Source organism: Methyloparacoccus sp. NF-16, assembly GCF_056880625.1.
On sequence record NZ_CP174130.1, the window covers coordinates 1258483 to 1279838 of the forward strand.

The following is a 21356-nucleotide window of genomic DNA, read 5'->3' on the forward strand; positions in this document are numbered from 1 at the left end:
TCGGCGCCTAGAGCAGCAGGGCGGCCTCGCCATCCACCAGCAGGGCGCCGCGGACCACGACCGCTTCGCCGGGCGAGAGGCCCTGCAGGATCGGCGTTTTGCCTTCGCGGGCCTGACCGATGGTGACCGGGCGGGCTTCGAAGGTTCCCGCATCCGTCTCGACATAGACCAGGGTTTCGCGACCGTTGCGGATCAGAATGGCTTCGCTGGGCAGCACGATCTGGCTGGGCGCGGAAACCTTGATGGTGACGCGGGCGTACATGCCCGGTCGCAGGGGCAATCTGGCGTTGTTGGGTTCGATGAACACCGAGGCGCGCCGCAGGTCGGTCTGGATGGCGGCGCTTTCGCCGACGACATGGCCGGCGATCGGATTGGGCAGGGAGGCCAGTTCGATGCTGGCGCTGGCTCCCAGCTCGACCAGCAGCAAGTCCCGCTCGAAGACATCGGCCACGATCCAGGCCGCGGAGGGCTTGCCCAGGTCGAACAGCGGCGAATCCGAGCTCACGGTGGCGCCCACCGCCACATGGGATTTCAGGATGACGCTGTCCATCGGCGCCCGCACCGTGACTTCATTGGCGATGCCGCCGCCCAGCAGGTTGAGCATTTCCCGGCTTCGTTGCAGCTCGGTCCTGGCCTGCTTGAGCTGGGTTTCGGCGGCGACGCGCTCGATTTCGAGTCCCACCCCGGCCTGCATCATTTCGACTTGGCGGCGGTACTGGTCCTCGGCGCGGGCCAGTTCGGTCTGGTCGCGGGCATACTCCGCCCGCAGCTGGGAGGCCTCGGCGCTGGCCAGGGTCGCCAGCGGATCGCCGGCCCGGACATGATCACCGATCTGTACGTGGATGCGGGTCACCCGGCCACTGACCAGCGTGCCCGCGGTCGAAATGCCCTGGGAGCGGAACTCGACCCGCGCCGGCGCCGAAATCGTGCTGGCCAGGGTTTCCGGCTGAATGCGCTGTACCGTGATGTAGGGCAGGGATTCCGGCCTGACAGTGACCTTCCGCGGGGACAGGGCCTGCTCTTCCGCCCGGGGCTGAATCACGGGCGGCAGGGCTTGCCGGGCGTCAGTCGCGTCCGGCATGCCGAGCGGGACACCCGCGGGCAGGAGGGCGGCAAGGAGAAGCAGGCAACGATGCAGGGAGTTCATGGGACAGGGTTTTGGAGACGGAATGCTCCATCCCGCCGCATTATAGGTTCGCCAGCTTTCACCAACCTTTCAGTTTCAGAAGGCGACGGCAAAACCGACAAAACTGATGAGCGCGGGTGTGTACTTGTTGAGGCCGGCGCTGGTCTGGCCATACATGGCCACGCGCGTGTCGATGGTCCAGACGAAGCCGCCACCGATGGCATCCTGCTTGAGGCTGGATACATCCTCGAAGGCACGGTCAGCGGGCGGAATCTCGACGTTGGGAAGCCGGGGCAAGGTCATGGCATTCAGGAATCCATGCACGAACAGGGCAATGTCGCCGTCGAAGAAATCGCGTTGCAAGGCCCACTGGAAACTGAGGCTCCATTCGTTCTCGCGCAGGTAGTTCTGTGATCGTATCGCGCCGATATTGTATTCGAGGTCGATATCCAGCGGTAACGACTGGTCGAAGTTGAAGGTGAAGCCGGGTTGGGTGCCACTGTTGGTTGCCGAGTTGCCAAGCCATTGGGTCTGGATGTAGGCCTCGAATCCCGCCGCCGGCACGTAGATGTCGGGCTTTTCCGTCCAGAGCTGGATCTTGGTGTCGAACGCGAGAGGGGAGAAGGACCAGTCCGAGTAGGGCCTGCCGGTCCAGGCAGGCCCGTTGCCGAACACGCGCAGTTCGATGTTGTCGGTCGCGCCGTAGCGCAGTAGGAATTCCATGTTGTACTGCTCCGGACTGCCCTGGGCCAGGCCGTAATAGGTGAATGGCGAGAATTCCAGGTATACCCGGCCCTGCGGCAGGGTGAAGGCGCTGTTGGGGAAATTCGCCAGGTCCGGGCCGGGGTTGGCGATATCGGGATTCAGGCGCCAGGCTTCGATGTTTTCCGGCAGCCGGGCGCGCGAGCGGTTGTAACGGCCCTTGAGAAAATAATCGCTGTCGATGTTGGCGGATGGATTGGTGTAATGCTTGAACCGGCCGTATTCGTCGAAACGCGGTACGGATTCGGGCGGCGTCCCGTCGCGGGCCAGGCCCCTGTGCCAGGTGTTCCGGGCGTACTGCCGCCCGTATTGCCGGAAGGCATCGAACTGGGTGTCGCGGTAGGGTTCGATGATCAGCGGCTGGGCGGGGGCGTCGGGGAGCTCCGGCGACGAGAGGGGCTCCGGTTCGAAGGGGGCGGCGAGGGTCGCGCGGGCGGGCCAGAATAGGGCGAGGCCGAACATCAGCCCGGTGAAAACCGACGACAGGCCGCGCGTCATGGAGCCAGTGCGGGTCAGTGGATCAGAGGAATCTCTTCCTCGATGCCGGCATCGATGAATGCCTTGATTTTCTCCTCGATCTGGACGAAGCGCGCCAGTTCCAGCGGCGGCAATAGCTTCTCCAGTTCCGCCACCATGCGCTGGAGCAGCCGCAGGCGGTCCTCCTCCATGGCCAGCTTCCGGGCGACATAGTCGCGGGCGTCCTCGTCGGACATGTTGTCGTAGTTCTCGCCGAGATCGCCGAGGATCTCGTGGTGGCGGTCGCGGATGCTGTTCAGCGCGGCCAGGTAGCGCTCGTAGCGTGGCCAGAACTGCCCGGCGACCTCCGGCTTCAGCCGCAGCGACTGGCGCATCAGCTGTTTCCGGAGTTCGACCATGCGTGCATCGCCGGCCGCCATCTCCTGATCGATGGCGGGCGCAGCATGGGCAAGGGGACGGGTCGCGGCCGCGACCGTCGCCAGGATCGCGGCCGCGGCCAGCCGGGTGGAGCGGCGGATCAGGGGCTTACTCCTTCGGTGGCTTGTCCACGTAGTCGATGAAGCGGCGCATGTTCCGGCGCAGCTTTCTCCAGCCCGACAGCGGCGGCTCTTCCGCCGTGGGCCGGGGGGTGGCGGCTGCCGGCACCGGCACCTCCGGCGCGGATATGCTGGCGGCTGCTGGTGCTGGTGCTGGTGCTGGTGCTGGTGCTGGTGCTGGTGCTGGTGCTGGTGCTGGTGCTGGTGCTGGTGCTGGTGCTGGTGCTGGTGCTGGTGCTGGTGCTGGTTCGGGCCGGAGCGGCTCGGGTTCGACGATCGGCACGACGGGCGCCGGCGGCATTTCCGGTTCTGCCGCGACGGCGGGCAGCGGGATTGCGACCGCTGCAGCGGCCGGCGGTACCGGCGCCGGCGCGACAGTCGCAGCGGCCGCCAGGGAGTCGATATAGGACTGGACGCTGGTCCTGGGGGCCGGCTGGGGAGCCGGGGCGGCGGTCGTGGCCGGCGGTACGGCTGACGCCGCGACGGGTTCGGGGGGCTGCGCCGGAGCTGCAGCCGGAGCCGGCATTGACACGGCTGGCCTGACGGGCGGGGGTGCGGCGGCCGGCGTCGTGGCTGGCTCGGCGGCCGGCGCGGCAGCGGGCGCCTGGCCGGCATTCATGACCACCAGCCCGGCCCGCAGGGTTGGCGCTGCCGCCGGAATGCCGCGCGCCTGCAGCATGGCCTGTGCCGCCGCCAGCCGTGCCACCGGTACCCGATGCGGGGAACAGGACACGTAGTTGATGCCGATTTCGTGGCAGAAACGGATGGAGTCGGGATCGCCGCCCTGCTCGCCGCAGATGCCGACCTTGAGGTCCGGGTTGGTGGCGCGGCCGGAGGTCACGCTCATCTGCATCAGCACGCCCACGCCCTTGACGTCCAGGGTCTCGAACGGATTGTCATGCAGGATGCCGGTGTCGGTATACAGGGGCAGGAACTTGTTTTCGGCATCCTCGCGCGAGAAGGAATAGGCCGCCTGAGTGAGGTCGTTGGTGCCGAAGGAGAAGAACTCCGCCAGCTGTGCCAGGTCGGCCGCGCGGGTACAGGCCCGTACCGTCTCGATCATGCTGCCGAACCTGAAGCTCAGCGGGATGCCGTAGCGTGCCTCGACTTCGGCGCGCACCTTGTCGGCGCTGGCGCGGACGCGCTTGAGCTCCTGCACCGTGATGACCTGCGGCACCATGATTTCCGGACATACGGCAATCCCGGCCCGGAGGCAGCCGGCCTCGGCCTCCAGGATGGCGCGGATCTGCATCTCGTAGATTTCCGGGTAGGTGATGCCGAGACGGACACCACGATGCCCGAGCATCGGGTTGACCTCGTGCAGGTCGCGGACCTTCTTCAGCATCAGTTCCTTGCGGGCGATGATGCTGTTGACGAGGTCCTCGTTGATGCCGGCATCGGCTTCCTGGGCCAGGTTCAGCGCGTTGATGGCGGCCAGGGCGGTGGTGCGGCCCTTGACCACCAGCCGGTATTCCCTGAGAGCCTCGATCTCGTCCAGCAGCTGCGCTTCGCTGGGCAGGAACTCGTGCATGGGCGGGTCAAGCAGCCGTACCGTGACCGGGTTCGGCGCGACGATGCGGAACATTTCCTCGAAATCCTGGCGCTGCATCGGCAGCAGCTTGTCCAGGGCGGCCTGGCGCTCCTCCAGGGTGCGGGCCATGATCATCTCGACCACCACCGGCAGCCGCTCGCTGGCGTTGAACATGCGCTCCGTGCGGCACAGGCCGACGCCCCTGGCGCCGTACTTGACGGCCACCCTGGCCATCTCGGGGGTGTCGCCGTTGGCCATGACCTTGAGCCGGGCCTTTTCGTCGGCCCAGCCGAGCAGGGTGTTCAGTTCGTCCGAGAACTCCGGCGGCAGGGTCGGAATCTCGCCCAGATAGACGTAGCCGTTGGAGCCGTCGATGGTGATGACGTCGCCCTCGCGCAGGACGATGTCGCCGATCCTGGCCAGCCGCGCCCGGCTGTCGACGGCGATGCCCTCGGCGCCGGCGACGCAGGCCTTGCCCATGCCGCGGGCGACCACGGCGGCGTGCGAGGTCTTGCCGCCGCGGCTGGTCAGGATGCCCTGGGCGGCGAAGAAGCCGTGGATGTCCTCCGGCTTGGTCTCCTCGCGTACCAGGATCACCTTCTCGCCGGCACGGCCGAGCATCTCGGCCTGGTCGGCGTCGAACACGCAGCGGCCGCTGGCGGCGCCGGGCGAGGCCGGCAGGCCCTGGGCCAGCGGCGTCTGGCTGTGGTGCGGGTCGAGGCGCGGATGCAGGAGCTGCTCCAGCAGGGCGGGATTGACCCGCAGCAGCGCCTGGTCCTTGCTGATCAGCCCCTCGGCGTACATTTCGACCGAGGTGCGCACCATGGCGGTGGCGTTCATCTTGCCGTTGCGGGTCTGCAGGCAGTAGAGCACGCCTTTCTCGATGGTGTACTCGTAGTCCTGCACCTCGCGGTAATGCGCTTCCAGCTTGTTGCGCAGTTCGACCAGCTGGTGGTACATCTCCGGCATTTCGTGCGCCATCTCGGCCACCGGCTTGGGCGTGCGGATACCGGCGACGACGTCCTCGCCCTGGGCATTGACCAGGTACTCGCCGTACATCTCGTTCTCGCCGGTGCCGGGATTGCGGGTGAAGCCGACGCCGGTGGCGCAGTCGTTGCCCATGTTGCCGAACACCATGGTGACGACGTTGACCGCCGTGCCGTTGGCCATCTCCGGGGTGATGTTGAACTCGCGCCGATAGTCCACCGCGCGCTTGCCCGTCCAGGAATTGAAGACCGCCTGGATGGCCAGCTCGAGCTGCTGGTAGGGGTCCTGCGGGAAGGGACGCCCGGTCTGTTCCTGCACCACCTGCAGGAACAGCTGGCCGATCTCGCGCAGGTCGGCGGCGCTCAGGCCCACGTCGACCTTGACGCCGGCGCGGCGCTTGACGGCCTCGAAATGCTCGTCGAAACAGTGCTCGTCGATGCCCAGCGCGATCTTGCCGAACAGCTGGATGAAGCGGCGGTAGGCGTCGTAGCCGAAGCGCTCGTTGCCGGTCAGGCGGATCAGTCCCTGCAGGGTGGTCTCGTTGAGGCCCAGGTTGAGGATGGTATCCATCATGCCGGGCATGGACAGGGCCGAGCCCGAGCGCACCGAGACCAGCAGCGGATTGCTGTCCCCGCCGAACTGCTTGCCGGTCTGCTGCTCCAGCAGCTGGATGTTGCGCAGCACCTGCTCCATCAGCTCCTGCGGCAGGACTTTCCGCTCCAGATATTCGAGGCAGGCTTCCGTGGTGATGACGAAACCCGGCGGTACGTTCAGGCCAATCTGGGTCATCTCGCAGAGATTGGCGCCCTTGCCGCCGAGGAGCCGCTTGTTCTTGCCGTCTCCCTCGCTGAATGCGTAAACGTATCGCTTGTGCATGATGGTTCCTTGGTGCGGAGAAGTGGATGGAGGCTGGTTCGGTGATGGGGAAGCCGGGTGTCCTGCGCTATTTTAGCGTCGGTCTCTTTTCAGTCGATGAATTTCGGCGTGTTGCAGGACCTGAAGCTGGGCGAGGGCGCGGGCCAGGTTGAGCTTGGCGAGGTCGCGGTCCTCGAGGGCATGACTCTGGCGCAGCGCCTGCTCGGCCTCGTCCCGGGCCGCCTGCGCCTGCGTCCGGTCGATCTCGCTGCTGCGCAGCGCCGCGTCGGCAAGGATGCTGACGGCACTGTGCCGGACTTCCATGAATCCGCCCGAGACGAAGTAGAAGTGGTCGTCGCCGGACGCGGTATGCACGCGCACGGTGCCCGGGCGCAGGTGGGTCAGCAGCGCCGCATGGCGCGGCAGGATGCAGACCTCGCCGCCGGCCGCGGGTGCGGTCACGCGCTGGCAGTGGCCGGAGAAGATCAGCCGGCCGACGTCGACGATGTCGACTTGCAGCAGTGGGGGGTGGTTGTCCATCGGGTCGGGTTCAGTGGGACGGCGCCCTGGCCGCCGGCTTGCTGAGGTCGAAGCCGGTCTGCTGGAGCGCCAGAAGAATGATGGGTACGGCCTTCTCCGCCGCGATGCGGTCGGTGTTCAGGATCAGATCGAAATTCTTGGCGTAATTCAGCGAGCAGTGCTCGTAGCTGTCCTTGAACAGGTTCTCGATCGATTTGTGGCGTTTGTTGTTGATCTCGTAGACCTTGCGCTCGGCCGCCTCCAGCGGCAGGCCATTCTCCTGGGCGACCCGCTTGGCGCAGATGAGGCGCGAACCGACGATGCGCAGGCGGAAGGTCCGCTTGCCGGACAGGATCAGGTGGGCGCCACGCCCGACCAGCACGCAATCCCGCTGGGCCAGTTCGAGCACCGACTCGAACAGCGCCCGCCGGTAGATTTCGAGGTTGCCGGCGCTGCCGGTCAGCAGGCTGAAGATGAAGTTGGAGACGCTGGAGGAGCGGCAGTCGCCGATCTCGGCAAAGTGCAGCGGATCCACCCTGGCCTTGCGCGCCGCCAGCTCGAGGATTTCCCGGTCGTAGAGCGGTACCGAGAGCTTCTCCGCCAGCTGGTGGGCGATCTCGTCGCCACCGGCGCCATAGTCGCGCGACACGGTGACGATCAGGGGCGGTCGGGACGGCTTGCCGGGGCGCGCCTGGGCGTGGGCCTCTTCCGTCGCGATCAGGGTCTCGAGGAAGGTGTAGGGATCGTTGCCGGACATGAGGCCTCCTCCTGGATCGGTGATGTGCGCGGCCATTATGGCAGCTCCCGGGTCGATCCCGCAGGCAGGGATCGCCGCCTTCCGCCGGGGTCGGATCTCAGGCGGTGACGATCACCCGGACCGCATCGAGCCGCTGCCGGCCGGCCTGGATGCTGGCATGCATGTCCAGAGCATGAGCCTTCAGCTGGTCCAGTTCTTCCTGGCGGACGTTCGGGTTGACCTTGCGCAGGGCAGCCAGCCGCTTCAGTTCCCCGGTCATGGCGGCCAGCATGCGGCTGGTGGCCGCTTCGAGGATGCCGGGTACCTGTTTCCTGGCCCGCGCCTCGGCGCGCTTGATGGCGGCTTCGATGGGCTTGCGCTGGGCCCGCAGCAGTTCCAGGGCATGCTCGCGGTCGAACTGCCGCGGGACCCGTTCCAGGCTTTCGAAGGGCAGGTGGCTGAGATCGTTGCCCTCATGGTCCAGCAGGGTGCGGATCAGCACCGGCGGGAAGAAGCGGGCGATATGCAGGTGTTTCGGCGCACTGCAATCGACCACATGGAAGCATTCCACCAGCAGCTGCCCCGGGTCGAGATCGGGATGCCGCAGGATGCTCAGGGCGGCGTTGCCGTGCTCGCTGTTGAGGATGATGTCCATGGCGCCCCGCACCATCGGGTGCTCGAAGCTGAGGAACAGGATGTCCTCCCGCGACAATCCGGTGTCGCGGTCCAGCGTCACCGTCACGCCCTCGTCGGGCAGTTCCGGGAACTGCATGCGCATGTGCTCGCCGGGTCTCAGGATCAGGCAACGCTCGGAGTGTTCCTCGACGCTGATGCCGTAGGCGTCGAAGACCCGCTCCAGCCATGGCCACAGGGTCGGGTCGGCGTCCTGCGCGTGCAGGGCCTCGACCAGCCGCCGGGCCTCCGCCTCGCGGCAGGAATTGAGTTCCAGCAGGCGGTCGCGGCCCCGCTGCAGGGCGGCCTGGGTTGCCCGCGACAGGACGCCGGCCTCCGCCAGAAGCGCCGCCTCGCCGGCCGGATCGGGGTTGGCCAGCAGGTCCAGCAACCGCGCCTGCAGTCGGGCATGGACGGTCGGTGCAGCCGGGTTGAGCTGCTCGAAGGCGCCCAGGCCATCCTGGTACCAGTGGTAGAGCGTCTCCTGGGCGCTGTTCTCCAGGTAGCCGAGATGGATCTGGATGGTCTCGCTCTGGCCGATGCGGTCCAGCCGCCCGATGCGCTGTTCCAGCAGGTCGGGGTTGAGCGGCAGGTCGAACAGGACCAGGTGGTGGGCAAACTGGAAATTGCGGCCCTCGCTGCCGATTTCCGAGCAGACCAGCACCTGCGCGCCGTCCTCCCGGTCGGCGAACCAGGCCGCGGCCCGGTCGCGGGCGACGATGCTGAGCCCTTCGTGGAACGCGGCGGCGCGGATGCCGGCGATGCGCAGGGCTTCCTCCAGGTCCATGGCCGTCTCGCGCTGCGCACAGATGACCAGCGTCTTGGCCTGGCGCAGGGATTTGAGGGTCGCCGTCAGCCAGGCCACGCGCGGGTCCTGCCGCCACCATTGGCCATCGGCTGTCACCCAGCGCTCCGGCCACAGCCGCTGTTCGGGCGACAGGCCGGGGCTGGCCAGCGCCACCCCGTAATGGGCGGGCAGCGGCAGCGCTGTGGGCAACAGCCGGCGTCCCGGAAAACCCTTGACCGTGGCGCGGGTGTTACGGAACAGGATGCGGCCGGTGCCGTGGCGGTCCAGCAGCAGCTGGGTCAGCGCCTGCCGCGCGGCCTGGCTGGATGCGGGATCGTCCAGGCGCTCCAGCAGGTCATCGGCCAGATCCTCGGCCAGCAGCTCGCGCAGACGGCCGAGCTGAGTCCGGTCCAGCACCGCATCGTCGAGCAGATGCTGGATGACATCGGCCAGGCCCGCGTAGTCGCGCTCCTCGGCAAGAAACGGCTCGTAGCTGTGGAAGCGGTCCGGATCCAGCAGCCGCAGACGGGCGAAATGGCTTTCCTTGCCCAGCTGTTCCGGCGTGGCGGTCAGCAGCAGCAGCCCCGGGACCTGCTTGCCGAGGCTCTCGACGAAGCGATATTCGGGGCTGGGCGCTGCCTGCGACCAGCCGAGGTGATGGGCCTCGTCGATCACGCAGAGATCCCAGCCGGCGGCGATGGCGTCGCTCTGGTGCTGGGGCGAGGCCATCAGGAAGTCCAGGCTGCACAGCACCAGCTGCTCGCTCTGGAAGGGATTCGGCTCGCCGGCCTCGCGGTAGCGCTCGGCGTCGAAGAGGCTGAAGCGCAGGTTGAAGCGGCGCCGCATTTCTACCAGCCACTGGTGCAGCAGCGGTTCGGGCACGACGACGAGCAAGCGCTCGGCCCGGCCGGTGATCAGCTGGTGGTGGAGGATCAGGCCGGCCTCGATGGTCTTGCCCAGGCCGACTTCGTCGGCCAGCAGCACGCGCGGCGATGGGCGGTTGGAGACCTCGTGGGCGATGAACAGCTGATGCGGAATCGGACTGGCGCGCCCGCCGCAGAGTCCGCGCACCGGCGACTGCTCCAGCCGGCCGATCAGCCGCACCGTGTCGTGGCGCAGGTTGAACAGCTCGGCGCTGTCCAGCTGGCCGGTGAACAGCCGTTCCTGCGGCTTGTTGAATTGCAGATGGGGGTTGAGGTCCACTTCCTCCAGTGCGAGCGGTTCGCCATCCTCGTCGCGGCCCCGGTAGGTGAGAAGCCCGTCCTGCTCATCCACGGCGGTCACCGTCATGCTCCAGCCGTCCTGGCTCTGCACCTGGTCGCCCGGGGCGAAGCGGACGCGTGCCAGCGGGGCATTCCGCGTCGCGTAGATCCTGCGGTCGCCGGCGGCCATGAACAGCAGGGTCACACGGTTGCCCTCCTCCGACAGCACGATGCCGAGGCCGAGTTCGGGTTCTGTCTCGCTGATCCAGCGTTGTCCGGGGACGAAGTCAGGCAAGGGATGAACCTCCGTGGGTCAGGTTGGGACGGGACATGTCAGGCCGGCGATTATAGCCAAGGCCAGCCTCGGGCCGGCCGGGCGGGTGGCCGCGATGCCGGCAGCGGCGGCCGGTCGCGGCGTTGGCAAGCGGTGCTCAGCCCTTGCGGCGCATGGCGCCACGGGCCGGGTTGTAGCCGAGGATGGCGATGGCCATGAAGACCAGCAGGGCGCCCGCCGTGACCCAGCAGGCCTCCGCGTTGAACTGCCCGTAGAGGGCGAACCGGATCAGTTCCACGGCATGGGTGAAGGGGTTGAGCTGCGCCAGCCGGTAGAGCAGCAGGCTGGATTCCTGGATCTTCCACAGGGGGTACAGGGCGGAGGAGAGGAAGAACATCGGGAAGATGACGAAATTCATCACGCCGGCGAAATTCTCCAGCTGCCGGATGAAGGACGACAGCAGCAGTCCCAGCGCGCCCAGCATCAGCCCCGACAGCAGCAATGCCGGCAGTACCGTGAGATAGCCCAGCGGCGGTGCCTCGATGCCGTACAGCCAGGCGACCAGCAGGAACACATAGGCCTGCAGCACCGACACCAGCACGCCGGCCAGCAGCTTGCAGGTGAGCAGGTAGCCGCGCGGCAGCGGGCTGACCAGCAGTGTCTTCATGCTGCCCATCTCGCGGTCGTAGACCATCGACAGCGAGCTCTGCATGCCGTTGAACAGCTGCACCATGCCGAGCAGCCCCGGCGTGATGTAGACCTCGTAGAGGATGTAGGTCTCGTAGGGCGGAATGATGGCCACGCCCAGGGTGGAGCGGAAGCCGGCGGCGAAGATGAACAGCCACATCAGGGGGCGTACCAGCGCCGAGACGAAGCGCTCGCGCTGATGCACGAAGCGCAGCAGCTCCCGTCCCGTGATGCCGCGCAAGGCGCGCAGGTAATGCCAGGGACTCATGCGGCCTCCGGACGGTGGGTCAGCCGTTCGAAGGCGGCGCCGATGCTGTCGGCGCCGGTTTGCGCCAGGACCTCGGCGACGTCCCCGATGGCGCGGATGCGGCCGGCGTGCAGGACGACCAGGCGGTCGCTGTCGCGGATTTCGTCGATCAGGTGCGTGGCCCACAGCACCGAAAGGCGTCCGCTCCGGGTCAGCTCATGCACATGATCGACGATGGCCTTGCGGCTGGGGACATCCAGGCCCACCGTCGGCTCGTCGAGCAGCAGCAGCCGCGGCCGGTGCAGCAGGGCGCGGGCGATCTCGACGCGGCGCCGGTGGCCGCCGTTGAGCTGGCGGACCTTCTCGCCGGCACGCTCGTACATGCCCTGCCGCCGCAGTTCCTCCTCGATGCGCTGCATGGCCTCCCGGCGGCCGATGCCGTGCAGGGCGGCGTGGTACAGCAGGTTCTGGGTGACGGTGAGATCGAGGTCCAGTGTCGGTTGCTGGAACACCACGCCCAGCTTGGCCAGCGCCCGGCCGGCATCGCGGTGCAGGTCGAAACCGGCGATGCGGACATGGCCTTCGCGGCTGTCGTAGAGGCGGGTGATCAGCGAGAACAGGGTGGTCTTGCCGGCGCCGTTCGGCCCGAGCAGGATCGCGCACTGGCCGGAATCGACGGTGAAGCTGACCTGGTCCAGCGCCTGCTTACGGCCGTAGGCATGGCCGAGGCGCTCGACGGCGAGGGCGGGCGTGGCGCTCACGGCTTCACCGCCACGCCCCAGGGATACTGCCCCACGGCAACCGAGCGGACCACCTTGCGCGACGCCAGATCGATGATGGAAATGTCGTTGCTGACGCCGTTGGTGGTGTAGAGCCGCTGCTGGTCCGGCGAGAACGCCAGGTTCCAGACCCGCTGGCCGACCAGCCAGTAGTCGACCACCTCATAGGTCCTGGCATCGATCACCGCCACCCGGTTGGCCGGCCCCAGGGCGACGTAGGCATAGCGGCGGTCCTTGTCGATGCGGATGCCGACCGGCTGGATTTTCTCCTGGGTCACGCCGGGTATCCGGAAGCCGATCTTGTGGGTTTCCCTGCGGGTGCCGCTGTCGAGCACGGTCACGGTGCCGGCGATCTCGGAGCTGACCCACAGCTCTTGGCTGTCGTCGCTGAAGGCGCAGGCGCGGGGGCGCGGGTCGACCAGGGTGTTGTCGACGATTTCCAGGGTCTGGCGATCGATCCAGTGCGCCATGTTGGTCGTCTCGCTGGTGCTGACGATCCACCTGCCGTCGGGGCTGGCGGCGATGCCCTCGGGTTCGACGCCGACCGCTACCGTCTTGACGGTCTTGCGGGTGGCGAGGTCGATGACGGTCACCTGGTTGTCGTCCTCGTTGGAGGCGAACAGCAGCTTGCCGGCCGGATCGATGGCGAAGGTTTCCGGATCCTCGCCCGACGGCAGCTTGCCGGTGATCTTCAGGGTTTCGGTATCGATCACCTTGATGGTGTCCTCGTCGCTGACGGCCACGTACAGCGATCGTCCGTCCGGACTCAGGCCCAGCCCTCGCGGGCGCTTGCCGATCTTGAGGGTCTTCTCCCGCTTGCCGTCCGGCCCCGAGAGGACGGCGATGGCATTGTCCTTCTCCAGCGAGACATAGAGCGTTTCGGCCCGGGCCGTGGCGGCCATCGTGGCGGTCAGCAGGGCAATCGGCAGGGTGATCGATTTCATGGCGGATATCCGTCTTGCGATCCCGCTATTATCCGGCCGAAGCCGTGTCGAGGAAACTCCAGGACGCTGCCGGTCCGGGGCGCCGCCCTCCCGAGTGCCCGCGGCTAGCGGGCGGCGCGAACGACCCGGCCCATGGCCTCGCCCATGCGCATCGGGGCGCCGGGCTGGAGACGCGCGTTCCATTCGATCGCCTCCGGCCCGAACAGGACGATGATGGTGGAGCCCATGTTGAAGCGGCCCATTTCCGCGCCGCGTGCCAGGGTGATCGGGGTGTCGGCGTAGGACCAGGTCCGGATGCCGGGGGCCGCGGGCGGGGTGACGACGCCGTGCCAGACGGTCTCGATGCTGGCCACGAAGATGGCGCCGACCAGTATCAGCGCCATGGGGCCGGCCTCGGTATCGAACAGCGCAGCCACCCGTTCGTTGCGGGCGAACAGGTTCGGCACGCCGCGCGCCGTGGCATCGTTGACGCTGAACAGCCGGCCGGGCACGTGCACCATCTCGCGCAGGGTGCCGGCGAGCGGCATGTGCAGGCGGTGGTAATCGCGTGGCGACAGGTAGATGGTGGCGAACGCGCCGCCGAGGAACGGCGCCGCCCGCGCCGGATCGCCGCCGAGCAGGGTTTCGGCGCTGTAGTCCATGCCCTTGGCCTGGAGCAGGCGGCCGGCCTCGATGCGGCCGGCCTGGCTCAGGAAGCCGTCGGCCGGGCTGGCGATCACGCTCGGCTGGTCCGCGATCGGCCGGGCGCCGGGTTTCAGCGCCCGGGTGAAGAAGTCGTTGAAGCAGGAATAGGCGTTGAGGTCGGGTTCCTGCGCCTCGTCCAGGTCGATCCGGTAGGCACGGCTGATGCTGCGGATGAGGGTATGCCTGACGGCCGGGTTCCGGCAGTGGGTCAGGCGTCCCATGAGCCGCGACAGCCAGTGGTGCGGCAGCGGATACTGACCGAGGACGAAGAGCTTTTCCTTGAGCGGCATGAGCGTGAGGGGTACCGGGGTATCGATCGGGAGGCCGGCATTCTTGATGAGACCCCGCAGTGCGTCAACCGGGATCGCGGCGGCCGGATGGGGCGGCGGCATGCCTTGGACATGGCTCAGCCGGCATAATGGCGGGCCAGGCAACAACCCGACATTCGGCCATATCCCCATGACAGCTGCTCCTCCCTCCATCCTGGTTACCGGCGGCGCCGGTTACATCGGCTCCCACACCTGCGTGACGCTGCTCGAGGCGGGTTACCGGGTGGTGGTCTACGACAATTTCTGCAACAGCCAGCCGGCCGCCATCGCGCGCGTGCGGCGGATCGCCTCCGGCGAGATCGTGGTGGTGAACGGCGATGTCCGCGACCAGCCGCTGCTGGAGCGGACCCTGCGCGAGCAGGACTGCCAGTCGGTGATCCATTTCGCCGGCCTCAAGGCGGTGGGCGAATCGGTGGCCAGGCCGCTGGATTACTACGACACCAACGTGATCGGCAGCCACCGGTTGCTGCGGGCGATGCAGGCGACCGGTGTCCGCACCCTGGTCTTCAGTTCCTCGGCGACGGTTTACGGCGATCCGGTCTGCCTGCCCTACACCGAGACGCACCCCCTGGCGCCGACCAATCCCTACGGCCGGACCAAGCTGATGGTGGAGGACATGCTGCGCGACCTGCACCGCTCCGACGACAGCTGGCGGGTCGCTATCCTGCGCTATTTCAACCCGGTCGGCGCGCACCCCAGCGGGCTGATCGGCGAGGATCCGCAGGGCATTCCCAACAACCTCATGCCGTTCATCGCCCAGGTGGCGGTAGGCCGGCGGGCCGAGCTCAACGTCTGGGGCAACGACTACCCGACGCCGGACGGTACCGGCGTGCGCGACTACATCCATGTGATGGATCTGGCCGAGGGGCATCTCTGCGCCCTGCGCCGGTTGGCCGAGCCCGGCTGTCTGACCGTGAATCTCGGCACCGGCCGGGGCTACAGCGTGCTGGACATGGTGCGCGCCTTCGAACGTGCCTCCGGCCGCACGATACCGCTGCATTTCGCCGCCCGGCGGCCGGGCGATCTGGCCGAATACTATGCCGATCCGGCCCAGGCGGAAGCCCTGCTGGGCTGGCGGGCGAGCCGCGACATCGATGCCATCTGCGGGGACCACTGGGGCTGGCAGCACGCCAACCCCGACGGCTACCGGGGCTGAGTTGTCCGCCCGCCGCCGGCGGGATCAGGTGCCGCCGGATCGGTCGTCGCGGGATTGCGGATGAGGATGGGTGTGGTGGGCGATGAATTTCTGGTAGGTGGCGTAGCTTTCGCGGGCCATGACCGCCGAGTTGAACGGCGAGCTGCGGAACTTGCGCAGTTCCACCGCATGCCGGATCGAGCGCCGCCAGAGCCACTGCACCCCGAAGTAACCGAGCACGCCGCCGATGTTCATGAGGATGAAGCAGCCCAGCAGCAGGGGCGTGCCCAGCGCCATGGCCTTCTCGATGCTGAACAGCTCGGAGAACTGCTCGAAGCTGAAGGTGGTCGATCCCATCGCCAGCGCGCCGACTTCGTAGGCGAAGTAGTACATCGGCAGCCAGGTCAAGGGGTTGGTGATCCACACCAGCGCAACGGCGATCGGCAGGTTGGCGTTGAACCAGATGGCGCCGATGGCGGCGAGCACCTGCTGCCAGGGCAGCGGCGGGGTGTACATGCACCAGAGCCCGATGGCGAAGGCGCGGGATACGGAACGGCGGTTGAGGTGCCAGAGGTTGGGCGAGTGCAGGCGGTCGCCGAGAAACCCGAGGGCCTTGATCTGCTTGATCTTGTCGGGGTTGGGCAGGTACCGCTGCAATAGCTTCTTGGGCATGGGATCTGATCCTTTTTGGCGATGAGGTATTTCCTGGCTGGTGGCTATTGTACGAAGCGAGCCCATAAACGGGTATGAATTTTTCGAGTCCACACCGTGGTGGATGCGAGCTCAGGGTTCGACTCGCGGCGTCATGCCCAACCCCGGCGCTTCGCAGACCGACAGGTCCGGTCCGCAATAGCCATAACCGCCCGTCAGCGGGTCGGTCGCCAGCAGCAAGGGCGTGTCGAGATCGAGATGCTCGATGCCGCCGATGCCCATGACCAGCGCCAGCGAGCAGCCCATCGCCAGACGCGATTCCACCATGCCGCCGATCATGAGTCCCAGGCCCGCGGCGCGGGCGATCTCGGCGATGTACAGGGTTTCCAGCACGCCGGATTTCATGATCTTGAGGTTGATGATGTCGGCCGCCCCGGCCTCGATGACCCGCAGGGCGTCCCTGGCGCTGAAGACGGCCTCGTCGGCGGCAATCGGCACCGGGGTCCGGGCGCGCAGCCAGGCCATCCCGGCCAGATCCTCGCGCGCCACCGGTTGCTCGAACAGGCGGATGCGGCAGCCGGTGGCGCTGGCCGCGGCGATGAAATCCAGCGCCTGCTCGCGGTTGTAGCCCTGGTTGGCGTCGAAGATGAACGCGACGTCGGGATGCCGGCTGGCCAGTTCCCGGACCAGGGCGATCTCTGCCGCAGGATCGCGGCCGACCTTCAGCTTGAGCGTGTCGAAGCCGCGCGACCGCCATTGCGCCGCCAGTTCGAGGGTGCGCCCCGCGTCGAGGATCGGCAGGGTAACATCGGTGCGTGCCGGCTGTGCCCGCGCTCCGCCCCAGAAGGCCCACAGAGGCAGGCCCAGGGCGCGACAGAAGGCATCCAGCATGGCCGTTTCCAGGCCGCAGCGGGCGGCAGGTTGCTCCGGCGCGGCACAGGCGAGCGAGGCGCTCAGCGCGCGGTAGTGCGTCACCGGCTGGCCCAGCAGCGTCTCGCGCAGATGTTGCGCGGCTCCGAGACTGCCGGTGCGGGTTTCGCCGGTCAGGGCGGTGAAGGGGGCCATTTCCCCGTAGCCGCGGACGCCGTTGGCGAGCGTCACGCGGACATAGGCGCTTTCGGCGATCGTCAGGGTGCCCCTGGCAATGGCGAAGGGGTCGGTCAGCGGAATGTCGACCGGCCAGGCGTCGATGCGGGTGATGGCGAGGGCGCCGGGCTGCATGACGGAACGGGTCAGCTGGGGCTTTCTGATGCCGGCATCCGCCCCCAGCCGGCGAAGGCCCGGTGGTCCAGCCGGCGGATGGCCAGCGCCGCCAGGATGAACAGGGCGATCAGGTATAGCCCGAACACCTCGAAGCCGGCAGCGATGCCGAGTTCCCGGGTCAGCCAGGCCGCCAGCAGGGGGGCGGTGCTGCCGAAGACTGGCGAGGCGATGTTCACGGCCACGCTGACGCCACTGTAGCGGACCTCGGTCCCGAACAGCCCGGCCACCGCCGCGAAGGCGGCGCTGGTGTAGAGCCCGAGCAGGGCGGCGAAGGCGAAATAGGCCGGCAGCACCGGCGCCAGCCCGTGGCTGCCCGACAGCCAGCCCGTCAGCGGGTAGACGGTGGCCAGCAGCAGGCTGGCACCCACCGCCAGCACCGGCCGGTAGCCCCGGCGATCGGCCAGCCAGCCACCGGCCAGTGTCATGGCGAGCGACAGCAGCAGTCCCCCGGACGTGATCATCAGTGCCTGCCGGGCCGTCAGGTGCAGCTCGGCCATCATGAAGCTGTTGAAGTACACGAAGGCGAAGAAGAAACCGCAGGTCATGGGCGTCACCACGGCGACGCCGAGCAGGATGGCGCGCCGATGGTGGGCCAGTACCGCGCGGATGGGATTGCGCAGCAGCCGGTCCTCGCTGCGTGCCAGTTCGTAAAGCGCGCTCTCCGGCATGTGGCGGCGGATGGCCAGGCCGATGCCGGCTGCCAGCAGGCCCAGCAGGAAGGGCACGCGCCAGCCCCAGTCGTTGAACTGTGTTTCCGTCAGCAAGGCCGAGATGGCGCTGGAAATGGCGGTACCGAGCAGCAGCCCGGTGCAGGTGCTAGCCTGGATCAGTCCGGAAGCCAGGCCGATGCGGCGTTCGGGCGTATGCTCCATCACATAGGTGATTGCTCCGCCCATCTCGCCGCCCAGCGACAGTCCCTGGAACAGTCGCAGCAGCACCAGCACCAGGGTGGCGGTGTAGCCGATCTGGTCATAGCCGGGCAGCAGACCGATGCCGGCGGTGGGAATGGCCATGCCCAGCATCGACAGCGACAGGGCCCTGCGGCGTCCATGGCGGTCGCCGATGGCGCTGAACAGCATGGCGCCGAGGGGCCGCATGAAGAAGCTCACGCTGAAAACGGCAAAGGCCGCCAGCATGGCGAGTCCCGCTTCCTCCCTGGGAAAGAAGGTCTGGCCGATGAACAGGGAGAAATGGCCGTAGAGGGCGAAGTCGTACCACTCCAGCATGTTGCCGAGAATCCCGGCGATGATGGCCTTGCGGGTGAGGGAAGTCATGGCTTGGACGGCGTTCCGGGAGGTCGGCGGAGGGGCTGGGTTTGCTGGAGGCGAGATTGTGCCCGAAAAACCGGCATGGGATGATGCCCGTCCGGGCCGCATCACGAGCAGATCAGAATCTTATGGTGGATATCGACGACATCATGCAGCGCGCGGTGACGGCCGCCGCCGTGTTCAGCCAGTACGACCAGGCCGAGACCGATCGTATCGTCGAGGCCGTCTACCGCGCCGCCTTCGCTGCCCGCGTGCGCCTGGCCCGCCAGGCGCACGAGGAGACGGGCATCGGCCGCTGGGAGGACAAGGTCATCAAGAATGTGGTGGCCACCCAGTTCGTCTACGAGGACATCCGCGATCTCCGGACCGTGGGCATCGTCCATGAGGATGCCCAGGCCGGCATCATCGAGATTGCCCAGCCGGTGGGGCCCATCCTGGCCGTCATCCCGGCCACCAATCCCACCTCGACCGTATTCTTCAAGGTGCTCAGCGCGCTCAAGACCCGCAACCCGGTCATCGTCAGCCCGTCCCGCCGGGCTCGCGGCTGTTCCGTCGAGGCGGCGCGCATCTGCTACGAGGCGGCGCTCGTGGCCGGCGCCCCGGAGGACTGCGTGCAGTGGCTGGAGGAAGTGTCGCGGGTCCAGACCCAGGCCCTGATGGCGCATCCGCAGCTGGCCATGATTCTCGCCACCGGCGCCACCAGCCTGGTGCATACGGCCTACAGTTCCGGCACCCCGACCTTGGGCGTCGGGCCCGGCAACGTGCCGGTCTATGTCGATGCCAGTGCCGACGTGGCGTTTGCCGTGCGGGAAATTTGCGCCTCCAAGCTGTTCGACTACGGTACCATCTGCGCCAGCGAGCAGGCCATCGTCGCCGACCGCGCCATCGCCGACGAGCTGATGGAGGCCTTCCGCCAGCAGGGCGCCTATTTCCTCGACAACCGCGAGGCGAAGCGGCTGGAGCCGGTCGTCCTCGACGAAAGCGGCCACATGGCGGGCGATATCGTCGGTCGTCCGGCCGAGGAAATCGCCCGCAAGGCCGGCATCCCCGTGCCGCCGGGCACCACCCTGCTGATCGCCACCCTGGAGGGGGTCGGCGACGACTATCCGCTGTCGCGCGAGATCCTGGTGCCGGTGCTGGCCTTCTACATCGCCGAGGATTTCGCCGCCGGCGTGGAGACCTGCATCGATCTCAATTTCTACGGCGGCATCGGCCATACCGTCAGCCTGTTCTGCAACGACGAGGCGCGCATCCGCGAGTTTTCGGTACTGATGAATGCCGGCCGGATCGTCGTCAACATGCCTTCGGCGCTGGGAGCGGTCGGCCATCTCTACAACCGCATTCCGCCCTCGCTGACTCTGGGCTGCGGCACCGGCGGCAAGAACATCACCACCGACAACGTCACCGCCCGCCACCTGATCAATGTGCAGCGCATCACCCGGCGCCGCGAGAACACGGTTTTCCAGCGCTTCGACAAGGCCCTCTACCTGGACGAGAGCCTCGATGCCGACGCCATCCATGCCCGGTACCACCGCAATGTCTGACTACAAGAACGCCCCGCCCGATATCCTGGACCAGGACAATAGCCTGCTCGTCCGCTTTCATGGCCGCATGGATGGCCTGCATACCGGCGCATTCAGCGAGGCGGTGCTGAGCCGCATCCGGGCCGCTGCCGGGCCCGTGGTGTTCGATCTTGCCGAGGTCGGCTTCCTGTCCTCGGTATTCCTGAGTCTTTGCATCACGGCGGCCAAGACCCTCGGTCCCGAGCGCTTGCAGCTCGTCAACGTCAGCCCGGAACTGCGGAAGGTGCTGAAGATCGCCGGTCTTGATGCGGGGCTGGTGACCCTGACGCCGCATTGAGTGACGGGCGCCGCTCGCCCGGGCGGGGCTCAGCGGTTGCCGGTTTCCGGCTTGGGTTCGCGCAGGAGCAGGTTGGTCACCGCTTCCGCCGGCGGCAATCCCTCGTAGAGGATGCGGTAGACCTGTTCGGTGATGGGCATGTCGATGCCGTGCCGGCGGGCCAGGTCGTGGACGATGCGCGCCGTCGGGATGCCTTCGATTTCCTGGCCGATCGCCCGGGCCACGGTGTCCGGCGTCTCGCCGCGGCCGAGCCCGATGCCGAAGCGGCGGTTGCGCGACTGGTTGTCGGTGCAGGTGAGGATGAGATCGCCGACGCCGGACAGCCCCATCAGGGTGTCGGGCCGGCCACCCAGCGTGGTGCCGAGCCGCATCATCTCGGCCAGGCCGCGGGTGATCAGCGCGGCGCGCGCGTTGGCGCCGTATCCGAGGCCGTCGGCGACCCCGGCGGCGATGGCCAGCACGTTCTTGATGGCGCCACCCAGCTCGACGCCGACCATGTCGGAGCTGCTGTAGGCGCGAAAGCGCGGATTGTGCAGCAGCCCCACCAGTTCGGCGGCGAAGTCCGGCACCGCCGAGGCAACGGTGATGGCGGTGGGCTGTCCCTCGGCCACCTCGCCGGCGAAGGTCGGACCTGACAGGACGGCCGCGGGCATGTCCTCGCCGAGGACCTCGGCCACCACGCGGTGCAGCGGCAGTCCGCTTTCCAGTTCCAGGCCCTTGGTGGCCCAGGCGATCCGGGCATGCCGGCGGCAATGAGGCCGCAGCGCCTCCAGCTGCTCGCGGAAGGCATGGCTGGGCACGGCGACCAGCAGCACGCTGGCGGCGTCGACCGCCTCGGCCAGGTCGGCCGTGGTCGTCAGATTAGCGGGGAAGGGCGCCTGCGGCAGATAGCGGATGTTGCGCCGCTCGCGCGCCAGCTCCGCCATGTGCCCGGCGCGATGGCCCCACAGCTGCACCGGATGGCCATTGCGCGCCAGCACCAGCGCCAGTGCCGTGCCCCAGGAGCCGGCACCCAGCACCGCGATCCGGGTCATGTCGCGTCGAA

17 protein-coding genes and 1 pseudogene are annotated in these 21356 nt (G+C 67.7%); 3 read left to right on the forward strand and 15 right to left on the reverse strand.

Features of this window, described 5'->3' with window-relative positions; genetic code table 11:
• Positions 1-7: 7 nt before the first annotated feature.
• From ACH5N8_RS06065 to asd, 11 genes and pseudogenes are all read right to left on the reverse strand, one after another.
• Complete coding sequence (locus ACH5N8_RS06065; RefSeq protein WP_483282897.1) at positions 8-1147, reverse strand: efflux RND transporter periplasmic adaptor subunit; 1140 nt, start codon at positions 1145-1147, stop codon at positions 8-10.
• A 75-nt stretch (positions 1148-1222) separates the two neighbouring features.
• Positions 1223-2386, reverse strand: a complete 1164-nt coding sequence (locus ACH5N8_RS06070; RefSeq protein ID WP_460027793.1) for a transporter — start codon at positions 2384-2386, stop codon at positions 1223-1225.
• 14 nt (positions 2387-2400) lie between these two features.
• On the reverse strand, positions 2401-2784 hold the full coding sequence (locus ACH5N8_RS06075; RefSeq protein ID WP_483282898.1) for a hypothetical protein: 384 nt from the start codon (positions 2782-2784) through the stop codon (positions 2401-2403).
• A gap of 790 nt (positions 2785-3574) precedes the next feature.
• Positions 3575-6295 (reverse strand): annotated as a pseudogene (ppdK, locus tag ACH5N8_RS06080) (pyruvate, phosphate dikinase); the annotation flags it as partial.
• Positions 6296-6367: 72 nt separating this feature from the next.
• Positions 6368-6814: an ATP synthase F1 subunit epsilon gene (gene atpC / locus ACH5N8_RS06085; RefSeq protein ID WP_483282899.1), complete on the reverse strand. Its 447-nt coding sequence runs from the start codon at positions 6812-6814 to the stop codon at positions 6368-6370.
• A gap of 10 nt (positions 6815-6824) precedes the next feature.
• Positions 6825-7550 carry a cytidylate kinase-like family protein gene (locus ACH5N8_RS06090; protein ID WP_483282900.1) on the reverse strand — a complete coding sequence of 242 codons (726 nt, stop codon included), beginning with the start codon at positions 7548-7550 and terminating at the stop codon, positions 6825-6827.
• Positions 7551-7647: 97 nt separating this feature from the next.
• On the reverse strand, positions 7648-10485 hold the full coding sequence (rapA, locus tag ACH5N8_RS06095; RefSeq protein WP_483282901.1) for an RNA polymerase-associated protein RapA: 2838 nt from the start codon (positions 10483-10485) through the stop codon (positions 7648-7650).
• Positions 10486-10621: 136 nt separating this feature from the next.
• The gene (locus tag ACH5N8_RS06100; protein ID WP_460027798.1) at positions 10622-11419 is read right to left on the reverse strand and encodes an ABC transporter permease; all 798 of its coding nucleotides are present in this window, start codon (positions 11417-11419) and stop codon (positions 10622-10624) included.
• Positions 11416-12159: an ABC transporter ATP-binding protein gene (locus ACH5N8_RS06105; protein WP_483282902.1), complete on the reverse strand. Its 744-nt coding sequence runs from the start codon at positions 12157-12159 to the stop codon at positions 11416-11418. The genes ACH5N8_RS06100 and ACH5N8_RS06105 overlap by 4 nt, the downstream gene beginning before the upstream one ends.
• Positions 12156-13121 carry a PQQ-dependent catabolism-associated beta-propeller protein gene (locus tag ACH5N8_RS06110; RefSeq protein ID WP_483282903.1) on the reverse strand — a complete coding sequence of 322 codons (966 nt, stop codon included), beginning with the start codon at positions 13119-13121 and terminating at the stop codon, positions 12156-12158. The genes ACH5N8_RS06105 and ACH5N8_RS06110 overlap by 4 nt, the downstream gene beginning before the upstream one ends.
• A 104-nt stretch (positions 13122-13225) precedes the next feature.
• A complete protein-coding gene (gene asd, locus ACH5N8_RS06115) occupies positions 13226-14095 on the reverse strand; it encodes an archaetidylserine decarboxylase (RefSeq protein WP_483283175.1) in 870 nt (289 codons plus the stop codon).
• Positions 14096-14264: 169 nt separating this feature from the next.
• Here asd and galE point away from each other — a divergent pair, with 169 nt between their 5' ends.
• A complete protein-coding gene (gene galE, locus ACH5N8_RS06120) occupies positions 14265-15290 on the forward strand; it encodes a UDP-glucose 4-epimerase GalE (RefSeq protein WP_483282904.1) in 1026 nt (341 codons plus the stop codon).
• 24 nt (positions 15291-15314) lie between these two features.
• Here galE and ACH5N8_RS06125 read toward each other — a convergent pair whose 3' ends face one another.
• The 3 genes from ACH5N8_RS06125 to ACH5N8_RS06135 form a co-directional block, all read right to left on the reverse strand.
• The gene (locus tag ACH5N8_RS06125; RefSeq protein ID WP_483282905.1) at positions 15315-15941 is read right to left on the reverse strand and encodes a DUF2062 domain-containing protein; all 627 of its coding nucleotides are present in this window, start codon (positions 15939-15941) and stop codon (positions 15315-15317) included.
• A gap of 111 nt (positions 15942-16052) precedes the next feature.
• Positions 16053-17141, reverse strand: a complete 1089-nt coding sequence (locus tag ACH5N8_RS06130) for a dipeptide epimerase (protein ID WP_483282906.1) — start codon at positions 17139-17141, stop codon at positions 16053-16055.
• Between the two features lie 11 nt (positions 17142-17152).
• Positions 17153-18457 carry an MFS transporter gene (locus tag ACH5N8_RS06135; protein WP_460027804.1) on the reverse strand — a complete coding sequence of 435 codons (1305 nt, stop codon included), beginning with the start codon at positions 18455-18457 and terminating at the stop codon, positions 17153-17155.
• 122 nt (positions 18458-18579) lie between these two features.
• On the opposite strand from ACH5N8_RS06135, the gene ACH5N8_RS06140 reads away from it, so the two are divergent.
• The gene (locus tag ACH5N8_RS06140) at positions 18580-19995 is read left to right on the forward strand and encodes an aldehyde dehydrogenase family protein (protein WP_483282907.1); all 1416 of its coding nucleotides are present in this window, start codon (positions 18580-18582) and stop codon (positions 19993-19995) included.
• Positions 19988-20311, forward strand: coding sequence for an STAS domain-containing protein (locus tag ACH5N8_RS06145; protein WP_460027806.1), 324 nt, complete (start codon positions 19988-19990; stop codon positions 20309-20311). Before ACH5N8_RS06140 ends, ACH5N8_RS06145 begins: the two co-directional genes overlap by 8 nt.
• A 29-nt stretch (positions 20312-20340) precedes the next feature.
• On the opposite strand, the gene ACH5N8_RS06150 is transcribed toward ACH5N8_RS06145, so the two are convergent.
• Complete coding sequence (locus ACH5N8_RS06150) at positions 20341-21345, reverse strand: NAD(P)H-dependent glycerol-3-phosphate dehydrogenase (protein ID WP_483282908.1); 1005 nt, start codon at positions 21343-21345, stop codon at positions 20341-20343.
• Between the last annotated feature and the right edge of the window lie 11 nt (positions 21346-21356).

What these genes read in the sequence shown, in the direction of transcription:
- ACH5N8_RS06065 (WP_483282897.1), bottom strand. Translation starts at nt 1,147, where the DNA reads ATGAACTCCCTGCATCGTTGCCTGCTTCTCCTTGCCGCCCTCCTGCCC.
- ACH5N8_RS06070 (WP_460027793.1), bottom strand. Translation starts at nt 2,386, where the DNA reads ATGACGCGCGGCCTGTCGTCGGTTTTCACCGGGCTGATGTTCGGCCTC.
- ACH5N8_RS06075 (WP_483282898.1), bottom strand. Translation starts at nt 2,784, where the DNA reads ATGGCGGCCGGCGATGCACGCATGGTCGAACTCCGGAAACAGCTGATG.
- atpC (WP_483282899.1), bottom strand. Translation starts at nt 6,814, where the DNA reads ATGGACAACCACCCCCCACTGCTGCAAGTCGACATCGTCGACGTCGGC.
- ACH5N8_RS06090 (WP_483282900.1), bottom strand. Translation starts at nt 7,550, where the DNA reads ATGTCCGGCAACGATCCCTACACCTTCCTCGAGACCCTGATCGCGACG.
- ACH5N8_RS06100 (WP_460027798.1), bottom strand. Translation starts at nt 11,419, where the DNA reads ATGAGTCCCTGGCATTACCTGCGCGCCTTGCGCGGCATCACGGGACGG.
- ACH5N8_RS06110 (WP_483282903.1), bottom strand. Translation starts at nt 13,121, where the DNA reads ATGAAATCGATCACCCTGCCGATTGCCCTGCTGACCGCCACGATGGCC.
- asd (WP_483283175.1), bottom strand. Translation starts at nt 14,095, where the DNA reads ATGCCGCTCAAGGAAAAGCTCTTCGTCCTCGGTCAGTATCCGCTGCCG.
- galE (WP_483282904.1), top strand. Translation starts at nt 14,265, where the DNA reads ATGACAGCTGCTCCTCCCTCCATCCTGGTTACCGGCGGCGCCGGTTAC.
- ACH5N8_RS06125 (WP_483282905.1), bottom strand. Translation starts at nt 15,941, where the DNA reads ATGCCCAAGAAGCTATTGCAGCGGTACCTGCCCAACCCCGACAAGATC.
- ACH5N8_RS06130 (WP_483282906.1), bottom strand. Translation starts at nt 17,141, where the DNA reads ATGCAGCCCGGCGCCCTCGCCATCACCCGCATCGACGCCTGGCCGGTC.
- ACH5N8_RS06135 (WP_460027804.1), bottom strand. Translation starts at nt 18,457, where the DNA reads ATGACTTCCCTCACCCGCAAGGCCATCATCGCCGGGATTCTCGGCAAC.
- ACH5N8_RS06140 (WP_483282907.1), top strand. Translation starts at nt 18,580, where the DNA reads ATGGTGGATATCGACGACATCATGCAGCGCGCGGTGACGGCCGCCGCC.
- ACH5N8_RS06145 (WP_460027806.1), top strand. Translation starts at nt 19,988, where the DNA reads ATGTCTGACTACAAGAACGCCCCGCCCGATATCCTGGACCAGGACAAT.
- ACH5N8_RS06150 (WP_483282908.1), bottom strand. Translation starts at nt 21,345, where the DNA reads ATGACCCGGATCGCGGTGCTGGGTGCCGGCTCCTGGGGCACGGCACTG.